20 protein-coding genes are annotated in these 23,720 nt (G+C 59.9%); 6 read left to right on the top strand and 14 right to left on the bottom strand.

The window, feature by feature from the left end:
* Positions 1-341: 341 nt before the first annotated feature.
* Positions 342-1,099 (top strand): IS5 family transposase gene (locus PAE61_RS14395; RefSeq protein WP_271113067.1). Its coding sequence is split into 2 segments (ribosomal slippage): positions 342-672 and positions 672-1,099, totalling 759 coding nucleotides; the frame shifts between segments, so codons are not numbered across the junction.
* Between the two features lie 104 nt (positions 1,100-1,203).
* Here PAE61_RS14395 and PAE61_RS14390 read toward each other — a convergent pair.
* Genes PAE61_RS14390 through PAE61_RS14375 form a run of 4 tightly spaced genes read right to left on the bottom strand, consistent with a single transcriptional unit; the run spans position 1,204 to position 4,832 of the window.
* The gene (locus tag PAE61_RS14390; protein WP_271113066.1) at positions 1,204-2,094 is read right to left on the bottom strand and encodes a LysR family transcriptional regulator; all 891 of its coding nucleotides are present in this window, start codon (positions 2,092-2,094) and stop codon (positions 1,204-1,206) included.
* A 51-nt stretch (positions 2,095-2,145) separates the two neighbouring features.
* Positions 2,146-3,249 (bottom strand): mandelate racemase/muconate lactonizing enzyme family protein, encoded by a 1,104-nt coding sequence (locus PAE61_RS14385; protein ID WP_271113065.1) that lies wholly within the window; start codon positions 3,247-3,249, stop codon positions 2,146-2,148.
* A 19-nt stretch (positions 3,250-3,268) separates the two neighbouring features.
* Positions 3,269-3,907: a glutathione S-transferase family protein gene (locus tag PAE61_RS14380; RefSeq protein WP_271113064.1), complete on the bottom strand. Its 639-nt coding sequence runs from the start codon at positions 3,905-3,907 to the stop codon at positions 3,269-3,271.
* Positions 3,908-3,959: 52 nt separating this feature from the next.
* Positions 3,960-4,832 (bottom strand): dioxygenase family protein, encoded by an 873-nt coding sequence (locus PAE61_RS14375; RefSeq protein ID WP_271113063.1) that lies wholly within the window; start codon positions 4,830-4,832, stop codon positions 3,960-3,962.
* A gap of 181 nt (positions 4,833-5,013) precedes the next feature.
* Between PAE61_RS14375 and PAE61_RS14370 the strand changes: the two genes are divergently transcribed.
* A complete protein-coding gene (locus tag PAE61_RS14370) occupies positions 5,014-6,519 on the top strand; it encodes an SLC13 family permease (RefSeq protein WP_271113062.1) in 1,506 nt (501 codons plus the stop codon).
* Positions 6,520-6,766: 247 nt separating this feature from the next.
* Here PAE61_RS14370 and PAE61_RS14365 read toward each other — a convergent pair whose 3' ends face one another.
* From PAE61_RS14365 to PAE61_RS14320, 10 genes are all read right to left on the bottom strand, one after another.
* Complete coding sequence (locus tag PAE61_RS14365) at positions 6,767-9,145, bottom strand: glucose/quinate/shikimate family membrane-bound PQQ-dependent dehydrogenase (protein WP_271113061.1); 2,379 nt, start codon at positions 9,143-9,145, stop codon at positions 6,767-6,769.
* Positions 9,146-9,363: 218 nt separating this feature from the next.
* Positions 9,364-10,155: an ABC transporter ATP-binding protein gene (locus PAE61_RS14360; protein WP_271113060.1), complete on the bottom strand. Its 792-nt coding sequence runs from the start codon at positions 10,153-10,155 to the stop codon at positions 9,364-9,366.
* A complete protein-coding gene (locus PAE61_RS14355; RefSeq protein ID WP_271113059.1) occupies positions 10,155-11,039 on the bottom strand; it encodes an ABC transporter ATP-binding protein in 885 nt (294 codons plus the stop codon). Before PAE61_RS14355 ends, PAE61_RS14360 begins: the two co-directional genes overlap by 1 nt.
* Entirely contained in the window at positions 11,036-11,956 is a 921-nt protein-coding gene (gene nikC / locus PAE61_RS14350) for a nickel transporter permease (RefSeq protein ID WP_271113058.1), read from the bottom strand. Before nikC ends, PAE61_RS14355 begins: the two co-directional genes overlap by 4 nt.
* Positions 11,953-12,945, bottom strand: a complete 993-nt coding sequence (locus PAE61_RS14345) for an ABC transporter permease (protein ID WP_271115166.1) — start codon at positions 12,943-12,945, stop codon at positions 11,953-11,955. Before PAE61_RS14345 ends, nikC begins: the two co-directional genes overlap by 4 nt.
* A gap of 96 nt (positions 12,946-13,041) precedes the next feature.
* The gene (locus PAE61_RS14340) at positions 13,042-14,640 is read right to left on the bottom strand and encodes an ABC transporter substrate-binding protein (RefSeq protein ID WP_271113057.1); all 1,599 of its coding nucleotides are present in this window, start codon (positions 14,638-14,640) and stop codon (positions 13,042-13,044) included.
* 138 nt (positions 14,641-14,778) lie between these two features.
* The gene (locus PAE61_RS14335) at positions 14,779-15,813 is read right to left on the bottom strand and encodes a lipocalin-like domain-containing protein (protein ID WP_434803136.1); all 1,035 of its coding nucleotides are present in this window, start codon (positions 15,811-15,813) and stop codon (positions 14,779-14,781) included.
* Positions 15,806-18,136 (bottom strand): FtsX-like permease family protein, encoded by a 2,331-nt coding sequence (locus PAE61_RS14330; RefSeq protein ID WP_271113055.1) that lies wholly within the window; start codon positions 18,134-18,136, stop codon positions 15,806-15,808. Before PAE61_RS14330 ends, PAE61_RS14335 begins: the two co-directional genes overlap by 8 nt.
* Entirely contained in the window at positions 18,133-18,804 is a 672-nt protein-coding gene (locus tag PAE61_RS14325) for an ABC transporter ATP-binding protein (RefSeq protein WP_271113054.1), read from the bottom strand. The genes PAE61_RS14330 and PAE61_RS14325 overlap by 4 nt, the downstream gene beginning before the upstream one ends.
* Before the next feature lie 90 nt (positions 18,805-18,894).
* Positions 18,895-19,359 (bottom strand): MarR family winged helix-turn-helix transcriptional regulator, encoded by a 465-nt coding sequence (locus tag PAE61_RS14320; RefSeq protein ID WP_271113053.1) that lies wholly within the window; start codon positions 19,357-19,359, stop codon positions 18,895-18,897.
* Positions 19,360-19,600: 241 nt separating this feature from the next.
* Between PAE61_RS14320 and ectA the strand changes: the two genes are divergently transcribed.
* The 4 genes from ectA (at position 19,601) to PAE61_RS14300 (ending at position 23,374) form a co-directional block, all read left to right on the top strand.
* Positions 19,601-20,122, top strand: a complete 522-nt coding sequence (gene ectA, locus PAE61_RS14315; RefSeq protein ID WP_271113052.1) for a diaminobutyrate acetyltransferase — start codon at positions 19,601-19,603, stop codon at positions 20,120-20,122.
* A 54-nt stretch (positions 20,123-20,176) separates the two neighbouring features.
* Complete coding sequence (gene ectB, locus PAE61_RS14310; protein ID WP_271113051.1) at positions 20,177-21,466, top strand: diaminobutyrate--2-oxoglutarate transaminase; 1,290 nt, start codon at positions 20,177-20,179, stop codon at positions 21,464-21,466.
* 6 nt (positions 21,467-21,472) lie between these two features.
* A complete protein-coding gene (locus PAE61_RS14305) occupies positions 21,473-21,865 on the top strand; it encodes an ectoine synthase (protein ID WP_271113050.1) in 393 nt (130 codons plus the stop codon).
* 69 nt (positions 21,866-21,934) lie between these two features.
* Positions 21,935-23,374 (top strand): aspartate kinase, encoded by a 1,440-nt coding sequence (locus PAE61_RS14300; protein ID WP_271113049.1) that lies wholly within the window; start codon positions 21,935-21,937, stop codon positions 23,372-23,374.
* The last annotated feature ends 346 nt before the right edge of the window (positions 23,375-23,720 follow it).

The following is a 23,720-nucleotide window of genomic DNA, read 5'->3' as shown; positions in this document are numbered from 1 at the left end:
AACTTTTCGAAAAGCGCGTTGGCCACTTATGTCACGCGGTGGATGGGCTGTTGCCAGACGAGAGATGCCTTCGAAATACTTGTATTACCAGGTGTTGGAATTCATCTCGAAAGATCTCTACCTTCGTGCCAGCGTGATTGTGAGTCACTCTCGACTTCGGCGGTTTGGGGTAGGTATTCGCAAAGACGCTCGATTGCAGGGTTCACCAAGAAAAACACCGATCACAATTGCTTCTCGTTGATTGAAGGTGATAGGCTAGAGAGAGATGTCCGAAGCTAGGCTCCAGACCCATTGATTTCGGGCTGTTTGCGTGATTCAGGCTCTGCAAGGAGACCTGATTTATGAGCAACCTTTTCTGGCTGACTGACGCGCAGATGGAGCGTCTGAAACCCTATTTCCCGAAATCCCACGGCAAGCCACGCGTTGACGACCGGCGTGTGCTGAGCGGCATAATATTCATCAATCGTAATGGCTTGCGATGGTGCGACGCGCCGACGGACTACGGCCCCGCCAAGACGCTCTACAACCGCTGGAAGCGCTGGAGCGAGAACGGGACCTTCGCCCGGCTCATGGTGGGCCTCGCCGCCGAGAGCGCCGAACATAAGACGATCATGATCGACGCGACCTATCTGAAAGCGCACCGCACGGCCTCGAGCCTGCGGATCAAAAAAAGGGGCGCGGGCGCCAGATCGGGCGAACGAAAGGCGGCATGAACACGAAACTGCACGCCGTCACCGACGCGAAGGGCCGCCCGATAGGGTTCTTCATGTCCGCCGGACAAGTCAGTGATTACACCGGGGCAGCGGCACTTCTGAACAGCCTGCCGGAGGCGGATTGGCTGCTGGCCGATCGGGGCTATGATGCCGACTGGTTCAGAGATGCCTTGAAAAACAAGGGGATAAAGGTTTGCATCCCGGGTCGGAAGTCGCGCAAGAAACCCGTCAAATACGACAAGCGGCGCTACAAACGCCGCAACCGCATCGAAATCATGTTCGGCCGACTCAAGGATTGGAGGCGCGTCGCCACCCGATACGACCGTTGCCCCGAGACCTTCTTCTCTGCAGTCCTGCTCGCCGCGACCGTCATCTTCTGGTTATGATCGAGAACGAGTCCTGACCCTAAGCTTAGACAATTCCATATTCAACGAGCGGACGCGGATTCGACCAACCAGAAAATACCGGGATCGGCGTTTTCCTGACAAGCTCAACTCAGTGATCGTCGTGCGACCATCCGGGCGACGTCGACAAAGCCGTTCACATGCACACTCTGATCGTCGATGCGGTGGCTGACTGAAAGACCGGTTGTGCCTATATTGCTGGCGAATGGATGGAAGCGGATGCCGTTGCGTGTTCCCGACCCCACGGAGGCAGGCACGATTGCCACGCCTTCGCCTACCGAGACAAGGCCAAGGGACGTGCTGACATCCATTGTGAATATCCGCTTTGGATCGGTCAGCCCTTGCGTCGCAAGCGCCTGCAAGACGACATCGGCAAAGCTGGGGCGCGGATATTCGGGATAAAGTACCAGCACCTGATCGGCGATATCATGACAGTCTATCGCTGTGCTGCCCGGAAACATCGTATCTGGTGCCGCAAGGATCAGTGGCTCATCGCCAAGCGGACGTGAGGTGATTTCCTTGTCGATCAGACGCGGGCGTGCGATGGCAATGTCGATTTCTCGCCGGATCAGAGCCTGCTGCAGCCCGGCATTATTCATCGGCGAGAAGCTGAGGAAGACTTTGGGATTTGCTGCGCGATAGGATTTTACGATGGTTGGCAGGACGCCGTAGACCGCCGATCCCACATATCCAAGGCGCAGCCGACCCTGCATTCCCTGTCCGATGCGGCGGATTTCACGCTTGCTGTCATCCATCAATGACAGGATCTCGGTTCCGCGTTCGAACAGCCGCTTTCCAGCCTGCGTCAGGGTGACGCCGCTGCGACCGCGATGAAACAGAAGCGTGTCGAGTTCGTCTTCCAGTTGCTTGATCTGGCGGCTCAGGGGCGGTTGGGCGACGCCAAGCCTTTCAGCGGCGCGACCGAAATGCAGTTCTTCTGCCACGGCCATGAAATAGGTCAATTGTCGAAAGTTCATTTCCGTACCCCCGATGCACAGAAACATCGGGACCGGGAAAGTGCAATTGGCCTAGATGTCGGTGCGATAGTGGCGCAGCTTGTCCTCGTCGATGAGAACGCCGGTGCCGGGCAGGTCGCGCAGTTTCATTTCGCCGCCCGAGATGGTGAGCGGATCGGTCAGCAGGTCATCGGCCATATCGAGATAATTAGACAACTCGGCCGCGCGAGAAGCGGTTGCCCGATAGGCCGTCCCGAAGACCAGTGAGGCCATCGTGCCGACCTGACCGTCGATCTGATTGCCGATATAGTTTTCGACACCAAGCGATTCCGACAGGAACAGGACACGCTGCGAATAGGTAAAGCCAGTTCGTGCCGTCTTGATGGCAATCGCCGTGGCACCGCCGTCCAGCAATTCGCGTACAGCATGGGCGGGGGTCGGTGCGGATTCGTCGGCGAAGCTGGGAATCGGGCTTTGGCTGACCAGCCAGCGTCGTCCCATGACCTCATCTGCGGGGTTCAGTTCTTCCGCGAAGAGCAAATCCAGATCGGACATGGCCCGCATGGCTCTCGCGGCTTCCGAAGCGGTCCATCCGCGATTGCCGTCGATATACATCTCGATCCTGTCACCGAAATGTTCGCGTAATGCGCGGCAGACATCGACATCCAACTGGAAAGGGCGACGACCGACCTTGACCTTGAAGGTGGTGATGCCGAATTCCTCGATACAACGTTCAGCCACTTCGACCATCTTGGCGGGCTCGTCGAAACCGATCATATGGCTGACACGCAACCGATCCGTATAGCCGCCCAAAAGCCTGCTGACCGGCTGGTTCAGCACTTTGCCGATCAGATCCCATATGGCGATATCTACCGCACCTTTGGCGCACGGATTGCCTACCGTCCGGTTCAGGAGGGCGTGTATTTTCTCGCGCTCGAAAATGCTGTGGCCCAGAATCTGTTCGGCAAATATGCCTTCGACCAGTGCTTTGATACCGACCTGCGTTTCGCCATAGGTGAAGGGCCGGGGCGGCGCTTCTGCGGTGCCGATCAGTCCATCCTCGCTGTGGATGCGGATGAGGATATGATCGGCAGAATGAACCTCACCCGACGCGAATTTCAGAGGCTTGCTGTACGGGATCGAAAAGGGGATCGCGTCTATGCGGGTGATCTTCATTGCGGGTTATCCTTGAAATTCAGGCGTCGGGGCGCGGGTCGTCACGGAAGGCGGTCGCTTGCATCGAAGCCCGTTGTGAGACCTGTTCGTGCCATGCGGTCAGGGCAGGGCGCCCCTTGCGCCAGTTTTCACCTGCAAAGCGGAAATCCATATAGGAATAGGCGACGGCAAGCGCGATCTGGCCGGCGTTGAAACCGCCACTGGCGATCTCATCAATGCGTGGCTCCAGCCAGTCGGACAGGCTGTAAAGCTTGCGGCGATAGACGTCGATCTGCTTGTCATAGCGATATTCCTCGGGCCGCATCCGAGTCTCGACAAGCCAGGGCAGTGCGTGATCCAGAAGACCGTCGCCCATCGCCTCAAGCGAAAGGACGCGCCATCTCTGTTCGGGATCGTCCGGGAACAGTTTCGGGCCAGCCGTACCGACCGTATCGGCCCATTCCATGATAACGCGGGAATCGAAGATGGGTGGCGCATCTTCGCGTTCCAGCGTCGGGATCTTGCTGAGCGGATTGAGCGCCATGAATGGTTCCAGCGGAATCAGAGGATCGACCGGAGTACGCCGGATCTCGATCTGATCGGCCAGACCCTTCTCGTGGATCGCGACCATTGCCTTGCGCACGAAGGGCGATCTCGGGGACCAGTGGAGTATCGGCATGATATGTCCTTCTCAGCTTCGCGGCGCGGGAACAAGCCCGCGCCGCAGGTTTTTATTCGGCAGCAAGCCGGGCCGTTTCATCTTCGGTCAGCACAAAGTCGAACTCGATATGAAGGTCGACGCCCATTTCCTTTGGAGCAGGCTTGTACTGACCGATCAGGCTTTCCTTCACCGCGAAGACGGAATCATTGTCCAGATATTCATCGCGTGAGTCGAATACCTGGCTGATCAGACGGCGATAGCCATCCTTCTGGATCATGAAATGCATGTGGCTCGGTCGCATCGGATGATGGCCCATTGCCCGGATCAACTCTCCGGCGGTGTGGTCGTCGGGGATAGGGTAGGCGACAGGGCGCACGGCGTTAAAGGCATAGTGCCCGTTTTCGTCAGTCTTCAGCCGTCCGCGCAGATTGTAGTCGGGCTGATCGGGATCATGGTTTTCATAGAGTCCGTTCGGCGCATCCTCCCAGACATCGACGATCACATCTTTCAGCGAGTTGCCGTCCTTGTCGCGGACATAGCCCTCGAAATAGATGGTTTCTTCATTGTCGAAATGTTTCTGTACGATCGAAGCGCCTTTCGGCAGGACCGGAGGGTTCTCACGATAGAACGGCCCCAATACGGTCGATTCACTGGCCGTACCATCGGCGGGGTGTGTCAGCATATCGACGAGCACCTCGAAGCCGAGAATATCGCCAAGCAGGATAAATTCCTGCCGCTTGTCATCGCTCAACTGCCCCGCACGAGCCAGAAAGTCGCAGCCATACAGAAACTCGCCATGCTGTAATTTCACCTCGCGGGCAAAATCGTGCAGATGACGGATCAGTGCGGTCAGGATTTCACGGTTGCGGGGCGTGACTTCGCCGTGTTTGCCAAGAGCGTCAATCACGACATCCGTGACATTCTCGGTGGTAACGTTGCGCATCTTACTCCTCCTTCGATGAGCGTGGGTGGATGTGCTGAAGATAGTCATCCCGGCGGGCGCTGAGGAAGTGTGCCTGGGGTATCGCCTGATACCCTGGGTGAAATGGCCCGGTTGCATGGGCCATGCCATAAGCCGTCGAGTATTTCGGCACTCTTGCCGCGATGGACGGAGGAAAATTCACATGAGCCAATCGGAAAGCCCCGCGTTGGGCCCGGATGAAAACGCGGCGGTCAGCTATTCGCTGATGGCGCTTGGACCTGTTCTTGCTGTGCTGGCGATCTGGCTGCTGCCGGACAGCCTTGGCTTCACGGGGCGTGCAGCAGCGGGCTGCGCCTTGTGGATGGCGATCTGGTGGATGACCGAGGCGGCGCCGATCCCGGTCACCTCTCTGTTGCCTCTGGTGCTGTTCCCGCTGCTAGGCATCGGCAGCTTTGCCGAGTCTGCCGCACCATATGCAAATCCTGTCGTGTTTCTGGTGATGGGCGGAGTGATTCTGGGCCTTGCGACCGAGCGCAGCAACCTGCATCGCCGCGTCGCTTTGACCACGGTTCAGGCCGTAGGTACGCGGCCTGACCGCATGGTATTGGGGATCATGCTGGCTTCGGCGTTCATCTCCGCCTGGATCTCGAACACGGCGACCGCGGTGATCATGGTTCCCATCGGGGTGTCGATCATCAAGCTGGTGCGCAATGTTGAAGGGGCAGGGGCGGACGAAAATTTTTCCGCCGCGATGCTGCTTGGCATCGCCTATGGCGTGACCATCGGATCGGTCGCAACGCTTGTCGGGCAACCGCCGACCGCGCTGATGAAGGCTTATCTGCTGGAGCAGGATATTTATGAGATGGGCTTCGGCCAATGGATGCTGATAGGCGTGCCCTTCGCGATTATCATGCTGGTCGTGACGTGGCTTGTCCTCACGAAGCTGGTCTTTCGAAGCAGTATGCGCGAGTTGCCGGGCGGGCAGGAGCTGATCCACAGCGAATATCGTGCGCTCGGCCCGATGAGCGCACCCGAAAAGCGGGTCTCGGCAATCTTTCTGGCCGCGATCTTCTTCTGGGTTGTGGTCCCGCTGATTGCCAGAAACCAGGCCGTCGCGTCTGCCATGCCGTGGCTGAAGGGGATCTCGGATTCGCAGGTGGCGATGGCTGCTGCTATTGCCTGCTTCCTTGTTCCGTCGGGTGAAAAGACGGCGAAGGGTCGTCCGCTGGCGCTTTTGCCCTGGGAGGCAGCCCGCGATATCCCGTGGGGTCTTCTGATCCTGTTTGGCGGCGGGCTGAGCCTGTCGGGCGCCTTTACCTCGACCGGGCTGTCGGCTTGGATCGGCAATCAGGTCGCGGGTCTGGCGGATCTGCCGGATTTCTGGATCCTCGCCGCTGCGGCTGCAGTTGGTCTGATCCTGACCGAGCTGACCAGCAACACCGCCACCGCCGCCGCGTTTTTCCCGATCATGGGGTCTGTCGCGATCGGAGTCGGGATAGACCCTCTCGTGATGACTGTGGTGATGACCTTCGCAGTCTGCTCTGCCTTCATGCTGCCGGTGGCGACACCTTCCAACGCGGTGGCATTCGGCTCTGGTGAGGTCTCGATCAGGCAGATGTCGCGTGCCGGTGTTGTCCTGAACATCGTCGCGCTGCTGGTGACAATGAGTATGGTGATGTCACTGGTCCCGATAGTGTTCGGCCGCTGATACCTAAATCGTCCCGCCCGTGACACTTGGTTTTACGGGCGGGGTACCTGCCTTGTTCGTCGGGCAGCATATCCGACCAGATTTTACGATAGTTCGGTAGTATAAACAAATTTTACGGCGTCTGGATCTTCGCGCAGTGATGATAACGATCAAATTCAAATAAATTTCGGGTATGGTCTTATCTAAAATCTACCAAAACAGCGCCCGCCACAAATGCGGGCGCTGTTTTGGGACCAGGCGTAGAAATTCAGGGCAGAGCGTATGCCATGATATAATCCCCCGGTTTCGTCCCGATTGATCCATGACCGCCTGCGACGATGACGACATATTGCTTGCCATCTACCGAATAGGTCATCGGCGTTGACTGGCCACCGGCGGGCAGGCGGGCTTCCCAAAGCTGTTCGCCCGTTGTCAGGTCATAGGCACGGACATAGTTGTCAATCGCCGCGCCGAGGAATGCCAGTCCCGAACGTGTCGTCATCGGGCCTCCGATGCCGGGCACACCCAGTTTGATCTTCAGTGGCAGCGGGGTCATATCCTCGACAGTGCCATTCTTCAGTTTGTAGACGATGCTCTCGCTACGCAGATCGGCACCCGACACGAAGCCCCAGGGCGGAGCCGTGCAGGGGACGCCGAGCGCCGACAGGAACGGTCCCATGAAGACGCCGTAATCGGCTCCTTCATTCCGGTTCAGACCCTGCTCGCTGGCGGTTTCATCCTCGCCTTTCGGGGGGATGTCTTCTGCTGGGACAAGCCGTGCGGTGAAAGGAAGATAGGTCGGCATTCCGAACATCACCTGACGCTCGGGATCGACCGCGACCGAACCCCAGTTGAAGGTTCCGAAATTGCCCGGATAGACGATGGTCCCGTTCAGTGACGGAGGCGTGTACTGGCCTTCATAGTTCAGGCTGTGCAGCTTGATCCGGCAGGAAAGCTGGTCGAACATCGTCACGCCCCACATATCCCTGCCGCGCAGTGTGTCGGGCCTGTAGGTCAGCTTGCTGATCGGCTGGGTGGGAGAGGTGAAATCTTCGGGGATGGCTCCGCCCGGAGCAGGCAGTTCCTCGCGCGGTGAAAGCGGGACGCCGGTGCGGCGGTCCAGCACCCACATATCGCCCTGCTTGGTCGGCGCGACAAGCGCGGGGACGATCTCGCCATTGCGGGTCAGATCGACCAGTACAGGCTGTGCGGGCGCATCCATATCCCACAGGTCGTGATGGACCATCTGGCGCACCCAGCGAAGCCGGCCCGTGCGGATATCCAGAGCGACGACCGAGGAGGAATACCGCTCGACCTCGGGGCTGCGATTCATGCCAAGCTGATCGGGAACCCGGTTCCCCATCGGGATATAGACCAGTCCAAGAGTTTCATCGTAGCTGAACACCGACCAGCTATTCGGCGAGTTGGTGGTGTAAGTCTCGCCCGCCGCGACATCGATCGGCGCGGTTTCATCCGGATTGCCGCTATCCCAATTCCAGATCAGCTCTCCGCTGTTGATATCGAAGGCGCGGATCACGCCGGATTGTTCACGGGTCGAGAAATTGTCGTTCACGGCCCCGCCGATGATCAGCTTTCCATCGGTGGCCACAGGCGGCGAGGTCGAATAGTAGTAACCGGCTGGATTATACTCCATCCCGTTTTCCAGATGCAGCTCACCTCCATCGGCGAAGAAGCTGCAAAGCTCTCCGGTGTCGGCATTCAGCGCGATCAGCCGTGCATCAGCGGTCGGCATATAGACCCGGCGCGGGCATTCCGCCAGTGCACGGTTATGCAGTTCGACCTGTTGCGGAGTTGCGTCTGCGGGCGGAGCCGCCGGGGTCTCCCACCAAGTCACACCGCGGCAGGTCTGGTGCTGGCGATCCGGGTTCATCCCCGAATTGGCATCGTAGCGCCAGTTCTCTTCGCCGGTGGTCGCGTCCAGCGATATGGCAAGGTTGTGCGGCGTACACACATAAAGACTGTCGCCGACCTTGATCGGTGTCACCTGATAGGTGGTCTCGCTGACGTCGTCAGGGCGCTTCACATCGCCGGTCTGATATTGCCAGGCAAGCTGAAGATCGGCGACATTCTCCGGTGTCACCTGATCCAGGGGGGACCAACGCTGGCCGAAACTGGTCCGGCCATATTGATGCCACTCTCCGTCGCCTGCCTCATTTCCGGTATTCACCCCGTTTTCCTGGAGCGGCTGAGCGATGCTTTTGGTCAGTTCGCCATGCAAGGCGGACGGGTCCTGAAACATGGAATAGACCGCAACACCGATGGCCGCCACGGTGACGAAACCCAGAAGGCCGCGCCCGACCGGGACTGCGGGCCCCGCAAAGCCGCGGCGCAGGGGCGGCAGAAGAAGCAGCAGGCCAAGCAGGACCGGAACGCCGCCGCGCGGGGCAAGTTGCCACCAGTCGAAGCCGACCTCCCATAATGCCCAGCCGAGCGTGAATGCCAGGGTGATTGCATAAATGCCGTAAGCCGAGGCGCGCCTGCGCCACAGCACCAGACCCGTCAGGAAAAAGCCGATACCGGCCACAAGATAATACGGGCTGCCGTCAAGATAGATCAGCCAGCCGCCGCCGGCCAGAAGAACGGCACCGGCAAGCAGGAACAGCAGACTCAGAATGCGAATGAGCATTGTCCGGGTTCTCCATTAATAGTCGATTCTAAACAGATCCGTTGAGCGGGGCTGTAAATGCTGGGAAAATCCGACCAGCATAAAGCGCTGCGACACGTGGCCGCAGATTGCCCGGGAAAACCGCGAAGGACAAGCTGATATATATGAAGCTTATAATTGATCCGGGGGGATGTATCGGTCCGGTTGCCCGAACAGGACCGCGCGGCGCATGCTATGGCTCAGCCGCGCATGTAATTCCCCGATTGTGAGATCAGTTGCCGGGTATAGCTGTCCGAGGCCTCGGCCCGGCGCAACTGGCCGACATTCATGATCTCGACGATTTCGCCCTGCCGCATCACCGCAAGCCGGTCGCACATATGGGCAATCACGGCAAGATCGTGGCTGACCATCAGATAGGTGAGACCGTGTTCCGCCCTCAGATCCGAAAGAAGGTTCAGCACCTCGGCCTGAACGCTGACATCCAATGCGCTTGTGGGTTCGTCCAGAAGTAGGATCTTCGGCCCGGCGGCCAGAGCGCGGGCGACGGCGACGCGTTGCCGCTGACCCCCGGAAAGCTGATGCGGATAGCGGAAACGAAAGCCGCGACCCAGTCCGACATCCTCCAGCAGGCGGGTGATCCTTGCGTCGATATCGTCCATGCCTTGAAGGCGAAGCGTCTCGGACAGGACGTGATCGACGGAATGACGCGGATGCAGGCTGGCATAGGGGTCCTGAAACACCATCTGGACCAGCTTGTGAAAATGCCGGTCGCGGCGGTTGCCCTGTACCTGCTGGCCATCGACCTCAATCAGGCCCGACCATGTGTCGATCAGCCCGGCGATGGCACGCAGAATGGTCGATTTGCCCGAGCCGGATTCTCCGACAAGCCCGAAACTCTCGCCCTGAGCGATCGAAAATCTGGCACTGCGCACGGCGCTAACGCGGTTCGGAGGGTCCCCGAACCAGACATTCAGCCCGTCGACGCGCAGATATCGCCGGTCCTGCGGCTGTGCCTGGTGATTTTCTGCCATCACAGCCCGCCCGGCAATTCGGTTTCCAGTGATTCTTCGATCAGCGGCGCGTCCCTCCATGCCTCATCGCGTTTCAGCACCTGCAAACGCTCGGAAGGCTTGTCCAGACGCGGCAGGCTGTTCAGCAAGCCCTGCGTGTAGGGGTGTTTTGCCTGACTCAGGTCGCAGGCATTGAGCGTTTCGACAATGCGCCCCGCATACATGATCAGGACGCGGTCGCAGAACTGCGCTACAAGATTCAGGTCATGGCTGATGAAGATCAGCCCCATGCCCCTGTCGCGCACAAGCCCGTCCATGATGTTCAGCACCTCGGTGCGGACCGACACATCAAGCGCCGAGGTCGGCTCATCCGCGATCAGGATCTCGGGATCGGGGGCCAGCATCATCGCGATCATGATGCGCTGCCCCATCCCACCCGAGACCTCATGCGGATAGGCGTTGAACACGCGCTCGGGGTCGCGGATCTGCACGGCCTCCAGCATATCCAGCGCCTTGCGCCGTGCCTGTGTCCGCCCGCCGCCGCTATGCAGCCGGTATGCTTCCATGATCTGGTCGCCGACGCGCATCACCGGGTTCAGGCTGAATTTCGGGTCCTGCATGACCATGCTGATACGGTTTCCCCTGATCCGGCGCATCTCGCGGGCAGAGAGGTTCAGGATATTCTCGCCGGTAAGCTCCATGCGGTCAGCGGTGACCTCTCCGGGGAAAGGGACCAGCCCCAATATTGCGCGGCCTGTCATGGATTTCCCCGACCCGGATTCGCCGACCACGCCAAGACGCTCATGTCCCAGATCGAAGGAAAGGCCGCGAACCGCCTCGAACACGCCCTGCCTGGTCGGGAATGAAACGCGCAGATTGCGGATCGACAGAAGCGGGTCGGTCAATTTTTCGCCCCTTTCGGATCGAGCACATCGCGCAGCCCGTCACCCAGAAGGTTGAAGGCCAGAGAGACGACGAAGATTGCAAGTCCGGGCATTGCCGCGACCCACCAGTGATCGAGGATATAGATCCGCCCATCCGCGATCATCGCGCCCCATTCCGGCATGGGAGGCTGCGCACCGAGCCCCAGAAAACCAAGCCCTGCCGCCGAAAGGATGATACCCGCCATATCGAGCGCCACCCGCACGATCAGGGAACTGATACAAAGCGGCCAGATATGCCCGATCAGCAGCCGCATTGGCCCTGCGCCCTGCAACCGTGCCGCCGAGATATAATCGGCGTTGCGGATGGTCAGTGTCTCGGCGCGGGCAAGTCTGGCATAGGGCGGCCAGGCGGTAATCGCCAGCGCCAGCACCGCATTGCCAATCCCGGCACCAAGCGCCGCCACGAAAGCCAGTGCCAGAATCAGCTTGGGAAAGGCCAGAAAGATATCGGTGATCCGCATCAGGATCTGGTCCACCCATCCTCCGGTGAAACCGGCCACCGTACCGATGAACAGTCCCATAATCGGCGCGATCAGCGCCACCGTGCCGACGATGAACAGGGTGATCCGCGACCCCATGACGATCCGTGACATGATATCGCGGCCCAGATGGTCCGTCCCCAGCCAGTGCTCGGCCGAGGGTGGTTGCAGACGGCCGGCCAGATCCTGCGCGAAGGGACTCTGCGGGGCCAGAACCGGCGCGAAGATCGCCATCAGCACCAGCAGGATCAGGATCACCAGCCCAAGCATCGCCAGCCGGTTTGCGCGGAACACCAGCCAGCCCTGATACAGCGAACCCAGCCGGGCCTGTCTGCGCGTCTGAGGTGCGTCGCTCAGCAGCCATTCGCGCCGGGTCATATGTCGGGTTGTGTCGTTCATTTCGATCTCGGGTCCAGTACCCGGTACAGAAGATCGCTGAGCAGGTTCAGTCCGACGAAGCAGACCCCGATCACCACGGTCCCGCCAAGCACCGCGTTCATATCCCCCGCCAGAAGCGCGTTGGTCACGTATTGGCCAAGGCCGGGCCAACTGAAAATGATCTCGGTCAGTACCGAGCCTTCAAGCAGGGACCCGAAGGACAGCGCGATCACGGTGACCAGAGGGATCGAGATATTACGGAAAGCGTGGCGCCAGATGACTGCGCGTTCGGAAAGCCCCTTGACCCGTGCCGTCGTGATATATTCCGCGGAAAGCTGCTCCAGCATGAAGCTGCGGGTCATCCGGCTGATATAGGCGAGGCTGAAATAGCCCAGAAGCGAGGCGGGCAGGATGATATGGGAAAATGCATCCCGGAACGCGCCCCAATCCCCGGCGATCAGGCTGTCGAGCAGGATCAGACCGGTCACCTCGGGGACCATGCCGTCATAGATGATGCTTTGCCGTCCCGGTCCTCCGACCCAGCCGAGAATACCATAGAAAATCAACAGTCCCATCAGCCCCAGCCAGAAGATCGGAACCGAGTAACCCACAAGCGCCGCAACCCGGGCGATCTGGTCGATCAGCCCGCCGCGATTGGCGGCAGCAACAACGCCAAGCGGTACGCCGATACAGACCCCGATCAATGTCCCAAGCGTGGCCAGTTCCACTGTCGCAGGAAAGACGCGCCTGATATCGTCGGACACAAGCTGCCCTGTCGAGATCGAACGACCGAAATCGCCGGTCAGAACATCGCCCAGATATCTGAAGAACTGCACATAGAGAGGCTGATCCAGCCCCATCGCCTGATAGGCCGCGTCGTATTGCGCCTGTGTCGCCCGCTCGCCCACGACCTTCAGAACCGGGTCGATCGGCATCACCCGGCCAATGATGAAGGTGATCAGCAGAAGCCCCAGCAATGTCAGCGCAAGCGACAGGATCACGCCGCCAATACGTCCGGCCCGGTGTCGGGCGGCGCTGAAGCGCTGTTCAGGGGGCAGATTGTCGTTCTGCCCCCCGCCATGATCTGCGGAAGTATCTGCCAAGGATTACTCGCCCTTGGTCACGGCATGATAAATGACCGAGGTCACCGCGCCGCCCGGCTGCCAGTTCTGGATATTCTCGCGCAGGCCGCTGCGTTCGATCCGCTGGAAAAGCGGAATGATCGGCGCTTCGGCCTGATAGCGGCGCTGAATCTCCTGATACATTTCGGCGCGGGTATCGCTGTCCTGTTCCAGAGTCGCGGCCACGGTGGCCTCGTTCATATCCTCCGGCACCGCATAGGCATTGCGCCAGGCCAGCAGACCGGTTGCGTTGGCTTCGTCGCTGTTGTCGGGGTTGAATGCAAAGGTCGCGGCATTGGTGTTCGGGTCCGAATAGTCAGGCCCCCATTCGCCGATATAGATTGGAAGTTCGCGGGCGCGATAGGCATCGAGATTCTGCGCACCCGTCGCCTGCTGGATGTTCAGCGTGATGCCGACCTGAGACAGTGAGCCTTGCAGCGCCTGCGCCACATCGGTGTATTCGCGCAGATCGCGAACGCTGGTGGTGATCTCTCCGCCCTCGATGCCGGCATCGGTCAGGATCTGGCGGGCCTTTTCCACGTCATAGGTGAAGGGCTGTTCGTCGAGCGCACCCAGATAGCCTTCCGGCAGGAAGCTCTGATGCACCATGAACTGACCCTGAAGGAAGCTGTTGGTGATGCCTTCATAGTCGACCAGATATTTCATCGCCTCGACAACGGCGGGGTTTGACAGAAACTCATCCTTCTGGTTCAGGCCGAGATACAGGATGCGGCCGCGCGGGTGATCCTCGATCTTCACGCCCTCTGCCTCGGTCAGTGCCTCGGCGTCGGTGGGCGAAAGATTCCGCGCTACGTCGATATCGCCGCGCTCAAGCTGAAGGCGCTGCGCACTGGATTCCTGCACGTTCTGGATGATGACGCGCTTCATCTCTGCCGCGCCGTTCCAGTAGTTTTCAAAGGCGGTAAGCTGAACCGCCTCATTCGCACGCCATGCTGCAAGCTCATACGCGCCCGAGCCGGCATCGTTCGAGGTCAGCCACGCATTGCCCATATCCTCGCCCTCGGCATTCTGCATGACGAGTTCCTTGTCCAGAACGCTGGCGACACCGGCAGTCAGGCAGTTCAGCACAAAGGACGGCGCATAGGGCTTATCGAGGTTCAGCGTCAGCGTATTGCCGTCGAAGGTGATCTTTTCTTCGACATTTTCAGGAGTGAAGCCGAACTGGGTCAGAATGAAGCTAGGGGTTTTGTTCAGCTTGACGACACGTTGCAGGGACCATGCGGCATCCTCGGCGCGGACAGGGTTGCCGGAATGGAAGGTCACGCCTTCGCGCATGGTGAAGGTGACGGACAGCCCGTCCTCTGAGACCTCCCAGCTTTCGGCAAGGCTGGGTTTGAAGCCTGCCTCCAGATCGAGCGGATCGAAATCCACCAGACGGTCATACAGGTTGGTCGTCACGTCGATGCCGGAAAACTCGAAAGCCTGCGCGGGATCAAGCGTGATGATGTCGTTGATCGCGGCGGCGACGACAAGCGTGTCGTCAGGTGTCGCAGCATGGGCCATCGGCGCGACGGCGACTGCTGAGGCCAGCAATATCGCGCGAGGGTTCATCAAAATCTTCATGGCAAAGGCTCCCCGTTTTTTGGTGCTCGCCCTGCGCTGTCATGCAGGGCGCACGAATATCAACTTTGGCGCAACAGTTACGGGCTGACAAGGGCACAGCTTTTGCTTGCGCCGGATATCGCGGGCGCATGGGGCAGGCTAGCCGCGCCGTTCATATCCAGTCATCTCCAGATATCCCCGGCCGGATGCGCTGCCGCTGATGCTGACGGGTCCCTCCCAATAGGGGATCCGCGTCGTCATCCAGGCATCCGGGTTAAGCGCCTCGATGGTCAGGAAAATATCGTGCCGTGCGAGGGTAAGCGTCCAGTTGACGGGAACGCCGTTTCTGCGCCTGCCTGCACGCAGGATGATCTGGTCATTGTCCAAAGCCATGCTGTTGCCGTCGCGGTCTATCAGTGTGCAGGACAGATAATCCTCGGCCCCCCGCAGCCTGAAGGCCATAATGCGACGGCCATCGTCGAGATTCAGGGAAAACCAATCCCAGCCGGACTGATCCTCGGCCAGAGGCTGACTGGACCATTCCCGGTCAAGCCAGCCTTGCCCGATCACATCCTTCGGCCCGTTCCCCAGATCCACCGTGCCGCGCACCCGGTAAAAGGGCTGTGAGTAGTAATAGCTTGCCTGCCCCGCCGAGGATTTCACCGAAAACCCGTCCTTGCCGTGCCGGATCAGTGGTCCTTCGGCGCGAAGTTGCAGATCATATCTGAAATCCGTTCCGCCAGCGGTCAGGCGCAATGCCTCCGGTGTCTCTCCGCGCATGGTCCATTCGTCGATCCATGCCTCGAATGGCTGGCCAGAGGCACCTGCCTGCCCGGTGCCGCCCCTCGCGTAGCGCTCGGCCACGCGGTGCGTGTCGGCAGTCGTGACCGCTGCGTGACCCAGCCATGCCTGCGACGGTCCGGTGCCGGAGGATTCTGCCCCGGATGTCAGTGCTGACCTGAACAACGTCCACTGAACACCCAGCAATGTGCCGTCGGCAAAGCTGAGCGGGGCGGTCAGATACCACCACTCGATCCGGTAATCCGGATGGGGGGCATGGTCGCGCGGGAAGGTCACAGGCCGGTCGGGATCGGGTTGCCCATATCCGTCGGACGTTTCTCCAAGCCCGGCGAAGCCCTGCGCACGGAGTTGCGGGGCGGATAATGCTGCCAGCAGGAAAATGCGCCTATTGATCAACGGTGAATATCTCTGTCAGGGAACGCGGAGGCATATGGGCCAGACGCCACACGGGCCATAATGCGGCCAGTAAAGCGGCAAGACAACCAAGCCCCATCAGGCCAAGCCAGCCCACCGGATCGGCGCGGAAAGGCAGGCGCCAGCCGAATGCCTCGACATTTATGACCGCCAGAAGAAGCCATGACAGCACGATGCCCAGTGGCAGCGCCAGAAGGGCGGTCATTGCGGCGGTCAGCGTGACGCGGATCAGCTCCAGCAGCGCAAGCTGCCTGCGGTGGATACCCATTGCCCAAAGCGGGGCAAGACGCGGCAATCTGGCGTTGGTCATGGTCAGAAGCGATGTCAGCACGGCGAAACCCGCCACTGAAAGGGTCAGGGCGTTCAGCGCGGCGGTCACGGCGAAAGTGCGCTCAAATATGCGGATCGACGCCGCCTTGAGGTCGTCCTGCAAGCCTATACGGTCTTCGGGAACACCTGCGGCCAGCAAATCATCGCGTATCCGGGCCGGGTCGTCGCTGCGGATGCCATAGCGCATCGCAACTGCATCCGGGTCGATGCGGCTCAGCCGGGTATCCGAGACATAGACCTTCCCGAACGGGTTGCCGTAATCGGTGATGATCCCGACGATCCTTGCATCTCCGTCGGGCAGCGAGATCGTATCGCCTGTGGACAGCCCGGTGCGATAGCCAAGCTGTTCGTTTATGATCGCGCCTTGCCCCGCATGTACCGCCTGCCAGCTTTCCTCCCCGCCCGACAGCAAGGGCCAGTCGCGGCGATAGGTGATATCATCAACGACGCCATAGATTTCGGTCGGCTGACCCGCGATGACTGCATCGGTCCAGCGGAGCGGCAGAAGCCTTGTATCCTCGGGCAGGAATGCCGCGAAAGTGGTGTCTCCGTCCGGGGTCGAGACGTAAAGTTCGGCGGCGAGTCGCTGATCTATGAAGTCGGTGAAGCTCTTGCGGAAACTGTCCACCATTGTGCCAACGCCGATATTGGCCGACAGCGCCATCAGCAATGCTGTCATGGCAAGTGACATCTGGGGGATCTGTGCGCGGGTCTCGGCCAGAACCCATTCAGGAAGGGAGCCGCGTAGCGCCCGGCGCAGCATATGCAGCATTCCGGTCAGGAAAGCGGGCATCAGCGCCGCAGTTCCCAGAAGCACAAGGCCCATCGCTCCGAACCCTGCAAGCAGCCCATCTCCCCAAAGGACAAGCGCAGCGGCGAAACAAAACAGTATGACTGCCGCAAGCGACAGAATCCCGGGCCTGAGCGGGCGATCTTCGGACAGGACCGAATGGCGGGCGCCCCGGATCATCGGGCCGGATGCGCTCAGCAAGGTGCCAAGGATCGCAATTGCAAGACCGCCAAGCCACCAGACCGGACGCAAGGCGATCCCGGTCCCGACCTGCGCTCCGTAGATCCCGTCCAGCGTTCCCGACACGCCGGGCATCAGCATCGTTGCCAGAACATATCCCAGCACCACGCCCAGCAACCCGGAGATTGCCGCGATCGCGGCCAGCTCAGCCAGCATCAGCGCCGTGACCAGCCGGGACGGAACCCCTAGTGAGCGTAGCACGGTTACGGTCCGCCTGCGCTGCGCCATTGCAAGGCCGGTTGTCCCGCGAATGATGAACAGCCCCACGACAAAGCACAAAGCACCGAAGGCGGTCAGATTCAGCCGGAAGCTTTCGGTCAGGGCAGAAGGGTCAACCGGGACCGAAGGATCGACGCGGCGCAGCGCCGGGATGACGGTTCCGGGGTCTGGCGATGCAAGAGGCTGGGGCGGTGTCAGGATCAGCGCATCATAGCCCTGGCGATCCAGAAGCTGCATCGCGGTGTCGATATCCGTCACCGCCTCGCCCAATGGGACTGCGTCGCTTTCGATCAGTCCCGGCCCGGATGCGCTGCCCGGCGGCACAAAGATCGTATCCGGTGCCGTGGGATGTGTGTCGAAATTCGCGTTCGGCCAGATGCCGGATGGTGCCGTCAGCGGATCTATCCCGGTCAGGGAAACGGTGACTCCCGGTGCAATTTCAGCGTCGCCCTGAACCAGCGGGCTGACAAGCACCGCCGACCGGCGCAGCGCCACGAAATCCTCAACCGGGATTGTGCCGCCATCGTGGCGCTGAAGGCGAGGCAGTTCTGCGATGCCGGTTATGCGTGCGGCATTGTCCAGACTGGCGCGGGCCTCGGCATTGATCGCCTGCACCCCGGTCCACAGCGCGGTTGCAAGGGCGATCCCTGTGATCAGCGTGAAAAGCTGAACCGGATTGCGCCGCCAATGCGACCAGAGCGTCGCCAGCACCGCAGGAATCATGGCAGTGCGACCTGTCCGTGGCTCAGATGCAGCCGGGCTTCCAGACGATTTGCAAGCCTTGTGGAATGCGTCACCATCAGCAGGGCGCAGCCGATATCTTCCACGAGGCCCAGCAACTCTGCCATGACCTGATCCGCTGTCTCTTCATCCAGATTGCCCGTCGGCTCATCCGCAAGCAGAAGATCGGGGCGCAGCGCCATCGCCCTGCCGATCGCCACGCGCTGCCGCTGACCGCCCGAGATCTGATCGGGCATCCGCTCGGCCAGCCCGGCAAGCCCCAGCCGGTCGGCAAGCGCCCTTGTCCAGTCCGCATCGTAACGAGAGGCAAGCCGTGCATGCATCGCCAGATTATCGGAGACATTCAGGCTTGGGATCAGGTTGAATTGCTGAAAGATCAGCGCGACCTTCTGCCGCCTCAGCCGTGCAAGCGCCCGGTCCGGCAAATCGCAGATATCCTGCCCTGACAGGACGATCTTCCCGCCATCCGGTCGATCCAGCCCCGCGATCAGGTGCAACAGGGTGCTTTTGCCAGACCCGCTTTCTCCGGTCAGTGCCAGAGACTGCCCGAAATCCAGTGTGAGGCTGACATCGGACAGAACCGGAATCCGCGTTCCGGCGCGGTGATAGGTTTTCTGCAGATGGGATATGCTGAGCGCCGGAGTGGACATGCCGGGCCTATAATTGTTTCCGGGCAGAGTGCGAGACGCCATTAAACGTAGGGCATGCGCCATATGCGGGCAGGTGTCGATAGGAAAAAGCTACAGCTCGCCCGGATACAGAACCGCAGCCGGGCTGCCGTCCTGACTGTCCAGCATCGAGGCGACCCGCTCCAGCACAGAGATCATCATCGCCTGCTCCCAGTCGGGCAATGCGTCGAAATCAGCAGCAAAACGCTGCTGAAGCGCATCCGGAGCGCGTTCAAGCGCGGTGCGTCCGGCCTCGGTCAGCAGGATCATGGTTTGCCGCCGGTCGGTCTGGCTTTGCTGACGGGTGACATGGCCCAGACGTTCCAGCTTGTCGATCATAGCGGTCACGGTTGCGGGCGCGACATGCATTCGCCGGGCAATGGCTGTGCCGGTCGTGCTGCCGGTCTCGGCGACGATCTGGACCACCCGCAATTGCACCGGCGTCAACCCTGCGGATTGCGCCAGTTCCTTGCCATGCACTTCGGTCGCCCGCAGGATACGGCGCAACGCAATCAGACAAACATCGATCCGGTCCAAGTTCAGCCCCCTTACCCCGCCAAGGTCAGGTCATTTTCCGGATTCGCGGGGTCTGGTCAATTCCCTAAAGATAATTCCTTAGAGTTATAAAAAATTTACACTACGAAACATCCAGTAATACTTGGCTGAAAAGCGCGTAAATGCGCTATAAGCGCGTGGAAAAGGAATGCTGCGGTTGCAAAAGGGGAAAATTGTGTTAGTTAGTGTCTCGAAATAAATCGGGGATCGCGACGTGAAAGACATGATCGAGAACGAAACTCAGGACAGGCTGACCTTCCGCAAGCCGGAGGCAGAGGATGGCAGCAACATCTGGGAACTGATCAAGGCGTGCAAGCCGCTGGATGAAAACAGCATGTATTGCAACCTGATCCAGTGCGATCATTTCGCGGATACCTGCATTCTGGCTGAAAAGGACGGTGTGCCTGTCGGCTGGATCTCGGGTTATCTGTTGCCTGACGCGGACGATACGCTGTTCGTGTGGCAGGTCGCCGTCTCGGAAGAGGCGCGTGGTCTGGGTCTTGGTGGACGGATGCTGGACAAGCTTCTGTCGCGCGAGGATATGGCCGGTGTACTGAAACTTCAGACCACCATCACCCGCGATAACGATGCAAGCTGGGGCCTGTTCCGCAGTCTGGCGGATCGTCATAATGGCATTCTCACCGATGAGCCTCATTTCAAGAAGGACGACCATTTCGACGGCGAGCACGCCACTGAACATATGGTCACGATCCGCTTTTCGGCACCGGTGGCCCGCGTCGCCTGATGGGCGGCACAGAAACCGGACCCTTTCCCATTCATTTTTCCCGAGGTAACTCTCATGCCGACTGACAAGACGGCCGATACCGCAGTTTTCGAGCGCCGCGAATCCGAGGCGCGTTCCTATTGCCGCAGTTTTCCGACGGTGTTCACCAAGGCGAGCGGTTCAGTCATGACCGATGAGAAGGGTCGCGAGTATATCGACTTTCTCGCGGGCTGTTCATCGCTGAATTACGGTCACAACGACCCGGATATGAAGGCTGCTCTGATCGAGCATATCGGCAATGACGGCATCGCTCACGGGCTGGACATGTTCACTGTCCAGAAAGCCGCGTTTCTGGACGCTTTTGAGCGCATTGTGCTGAAGCCGCGCGGGTTGGACTATAAGGTGATGATGACCGGCCCGACCGGGACCAATGCCGTCGAGGCCGCGATCAAGTTGGCCCGCAAGGTCACCGATCGCCGCAATATCATCGCGTTTACCAATGCGTTTCATGGCATGACGATGGGCAGCCTTGCGCTGACCGGCAATGCTGGCAAGCGCGGCGGGGCAGGCGGCGGTAGTCTGGCGGATGTGACCCATATGCCTTTCGAGAACGCGATGGGCGACACCGACACGCTGGAATATATTGAATGGGCGCTCGACAACCCGTCCAGCGGGATCGACGCGCCTGCGGCCTTTATCGTTGAGCCGGTGCAGGGCGAGGGCGGCCTGAACGCGGCCAGCAAGGAATGGCTGCAGGGTATTCAGCGCATTGCCCAGAAGCATGGTGCGCTGCTTATCATCGACGATATTCAGGCCGGGATCGGCCGGACCGGGACGTATTTCTCGACCGAGGAATATGGGCTGGACCCCGATATGATCACGCAGGCCAAGTCGTTTTCCGGCATGGGTCTGCCTTTCGCGGCGCTGCTGATCAAGCCCGAGCATGATATCTGGAAGCCCGCCGAACATAACGGCACGTTCCGGGGCAACACGCATGCGTTTGTGACGGCTCGCGTCGCGCTTGAGAAATTCTGGGCGGATGAGGGCTTTGTGCAGGATATTCAGCGCAAGGGCGACTATCTGCGCCAGCGGCTGGAGGCAATGGCTGCACTGGTTCCGGATGCCACGCTGAAAGGCCGTGGCATGATGCGCGGGATCGATGTCGGCAGTGGCGAACTGGCCGGGAAAATCTGCGCGAAATGTTTCGAGAACGGTCTGATTATCGAAACCTCGGGCGCTCACGAAGAAGTGGTCAAGGTGCTTGCGGCGCTGACCATTCCTGATGAAATTTTCACCAAAGGTCTGGATATCCTGGAGGCCGCGATGCGCGAAGCTACCGGAAACAACCAGATCGCAGCGGAGTAAACCAATATGATTATTCGTGATTTCAACAAGCTGAAGAATACCGACCGCGATGTGAAGGATGCACAATGGTCATCCGTCCGCATGCTGCTGGCCGACGACAAGATGGGGTTTTCGTTCCACATCACCACGCTTGAGGCGGGTTCGGAACATACCTTTCATTATAAGAACCATTTCGAAAGCGTGTACTGCATGTCCGGCAAGGGCTCGATCACCGATCTTGCGACCGGCGAGACGCATGAAATCACGCCCGGCGTGATGTATGCACTGAATCTGCACGACAAGCATACGCTCCGTGCCGAGGAAGAACTGGTCATGGCCTGCTGCTTCAACCCGCCCGTGACCGGCAATGAGGTCCATCAGGCGGATGGTTCCTACGCCGCCGCACCCGAGGATGCCTGAATTCGCGATTTGCGCGATATTATAACAATCAGTCAGAGGCCCGGCCCGTCACAAGGGCCGGGAAAGCGAATGACCGATCTGAATTTCCCCGCACATACTGTCGAGAAAATCGGCGGCACATCCATGAGTCGGCTGAAAGAGCTGCGCGACACGCTTCTGATCGGCGACCGCAAGGGGGCCGATCTTTACGGACGCATCTTTGTCGTCTCGGCATTTGGCGGGATTACCAACCTACTGCTGGAGCATAAGAAGACCGGAGAGCCGGGCGTCTATGCAAGCTTCGCCAATGCCTCGGAAGGTCATGGCTGGCTGGAGGCGCTCGACCGTGTGGCCGAGGCGATGCGGGCGGCGAATCATGATATTCTCGATCATCCGGCTGATCTGAGCCGTGCCGATGATTTTGTCCGCGAACGGATCGAGGGCGCACGCTCATGTCTGTTCGATCTTCAGCGGCTTTGCAGCTATGGCCATTTCCGGCTGTCACGACACATGATGGTGTTCCGTGAGCTTCTTTCCGGTCTCGGGGAAGCGCAGTCGGCCTTTGTCGCCTCGCTGTTGCTGAACCGCGCCGGGGTGGCCGCGCGTTATGTCGATCTGACCGGCTGGCGGGATGAACGGGAACTGACTCTGGACGAGCGCCTGACGGCGGGGATCACGGGCATCGACCTGACCGCTGAACTGCCCATCGTGACCGGCTATGCGCAATGCACCGAAGGGCTGATGGCCGAATTCGACCGCGGCTATTCCGAGGTTACGTTCTCGCGCATGGCGGCTCTGACCAATGCGTCCGAGGCGATCATCCACAAGGAATTTCACCTGTCCTCTGCCGATCCCGGCATTGTCGGGCAGGAGGCCGTGCGCAAGCTTGGCCATACGAATTACGATGTGGCCGACCAGTTGGCGAATCTGGGGATGGAGGCGATCCATCCGAAAGCCGCCAAGACCCTGCGCCAGAAGCAGATTCCGCTGCGGGTCACGAATGCGTTTGAACCTGACGATCCCGGTACGCTGATCAATGACAGTTTTGCCGAAACGACCGGGGCTGAAATCGTCACCGGCCTGCCCGTCGTCGCCCTTGAGGTGTTCGAGCAGGATATGGTCGGCGTGAAAGGCTACGATTCGAAGATCCTTGAAGTGCTGACCCGGCATAACGCCTTCATCGTCTCGAAAACCTCGAATGCGAACACGATCACGCATTTCCTCGCCACGCCGCCCAAACGCGCACGCCGGATCGAGAATGAGCTGTCAGAGCTTTACCCTGCGGCGCAGGTCTCGGCCCGTTCGGCAGCGATTGCCTCGGCGGTGGGGCGGAACCTGACCGGGCAGCATACGCTGATGCGCGGCCTTCAGGCTTTGGCGCAGGCCGGGATCAATGTCGAGGCGGCGCATCAGCCGACCCGCGCGGTCGATGTCCAGTTCCTGCTGGATCGCGACGATCTGGAACGTGCGATCAAGGTCCTGCATGCCGATCTGATCGAAAGCGAGGCTGCCGAACGGATCGCCGCTTAAACGCCGGACAGTCTGTCGGATAAGTTCAGAAAATGCCGTGATCCTGAATTGGCGGGGTCGCGGCTTTTCGTTGTTGAAGGTTATGTGGGTCCGTTTGCCGCAGGGTTTGCTGACTTTCCGGCGGATAGCTGTTCCGATTTTTCCAGCTTAAGTTCTGGACATTGCCGGAGATAGTTGTTTGCTGAACATAATCGGTTGGCCAGATTTGGGCAGTCCATAACCGGAAACATGACGGGACAACGCAAGATGGGGCATCTGGCTGGCTGGCTGATAAATATGATGCTCGCAGTTCAAGGGTGCCGATCTTGAGTGAGGCTGCAAAACTCCAAGACCCTGAATCGGTGCG

Origin of the sequence: Paracoccus aerodenitrificans (assembly GCF_027913215.1) — a bacterium.
GTDB lineage: Bacteria > Pseudomonadota > Alphaproteobacteria > Rhodobacterales > Rhodobacteraceae > Paracoccus > Paracoccus aerodenitrificans.
Note: the sequence above shows the minus strand (reverse complement) of the source record. Positions and strands in the feature narration are given on the sequence as shown.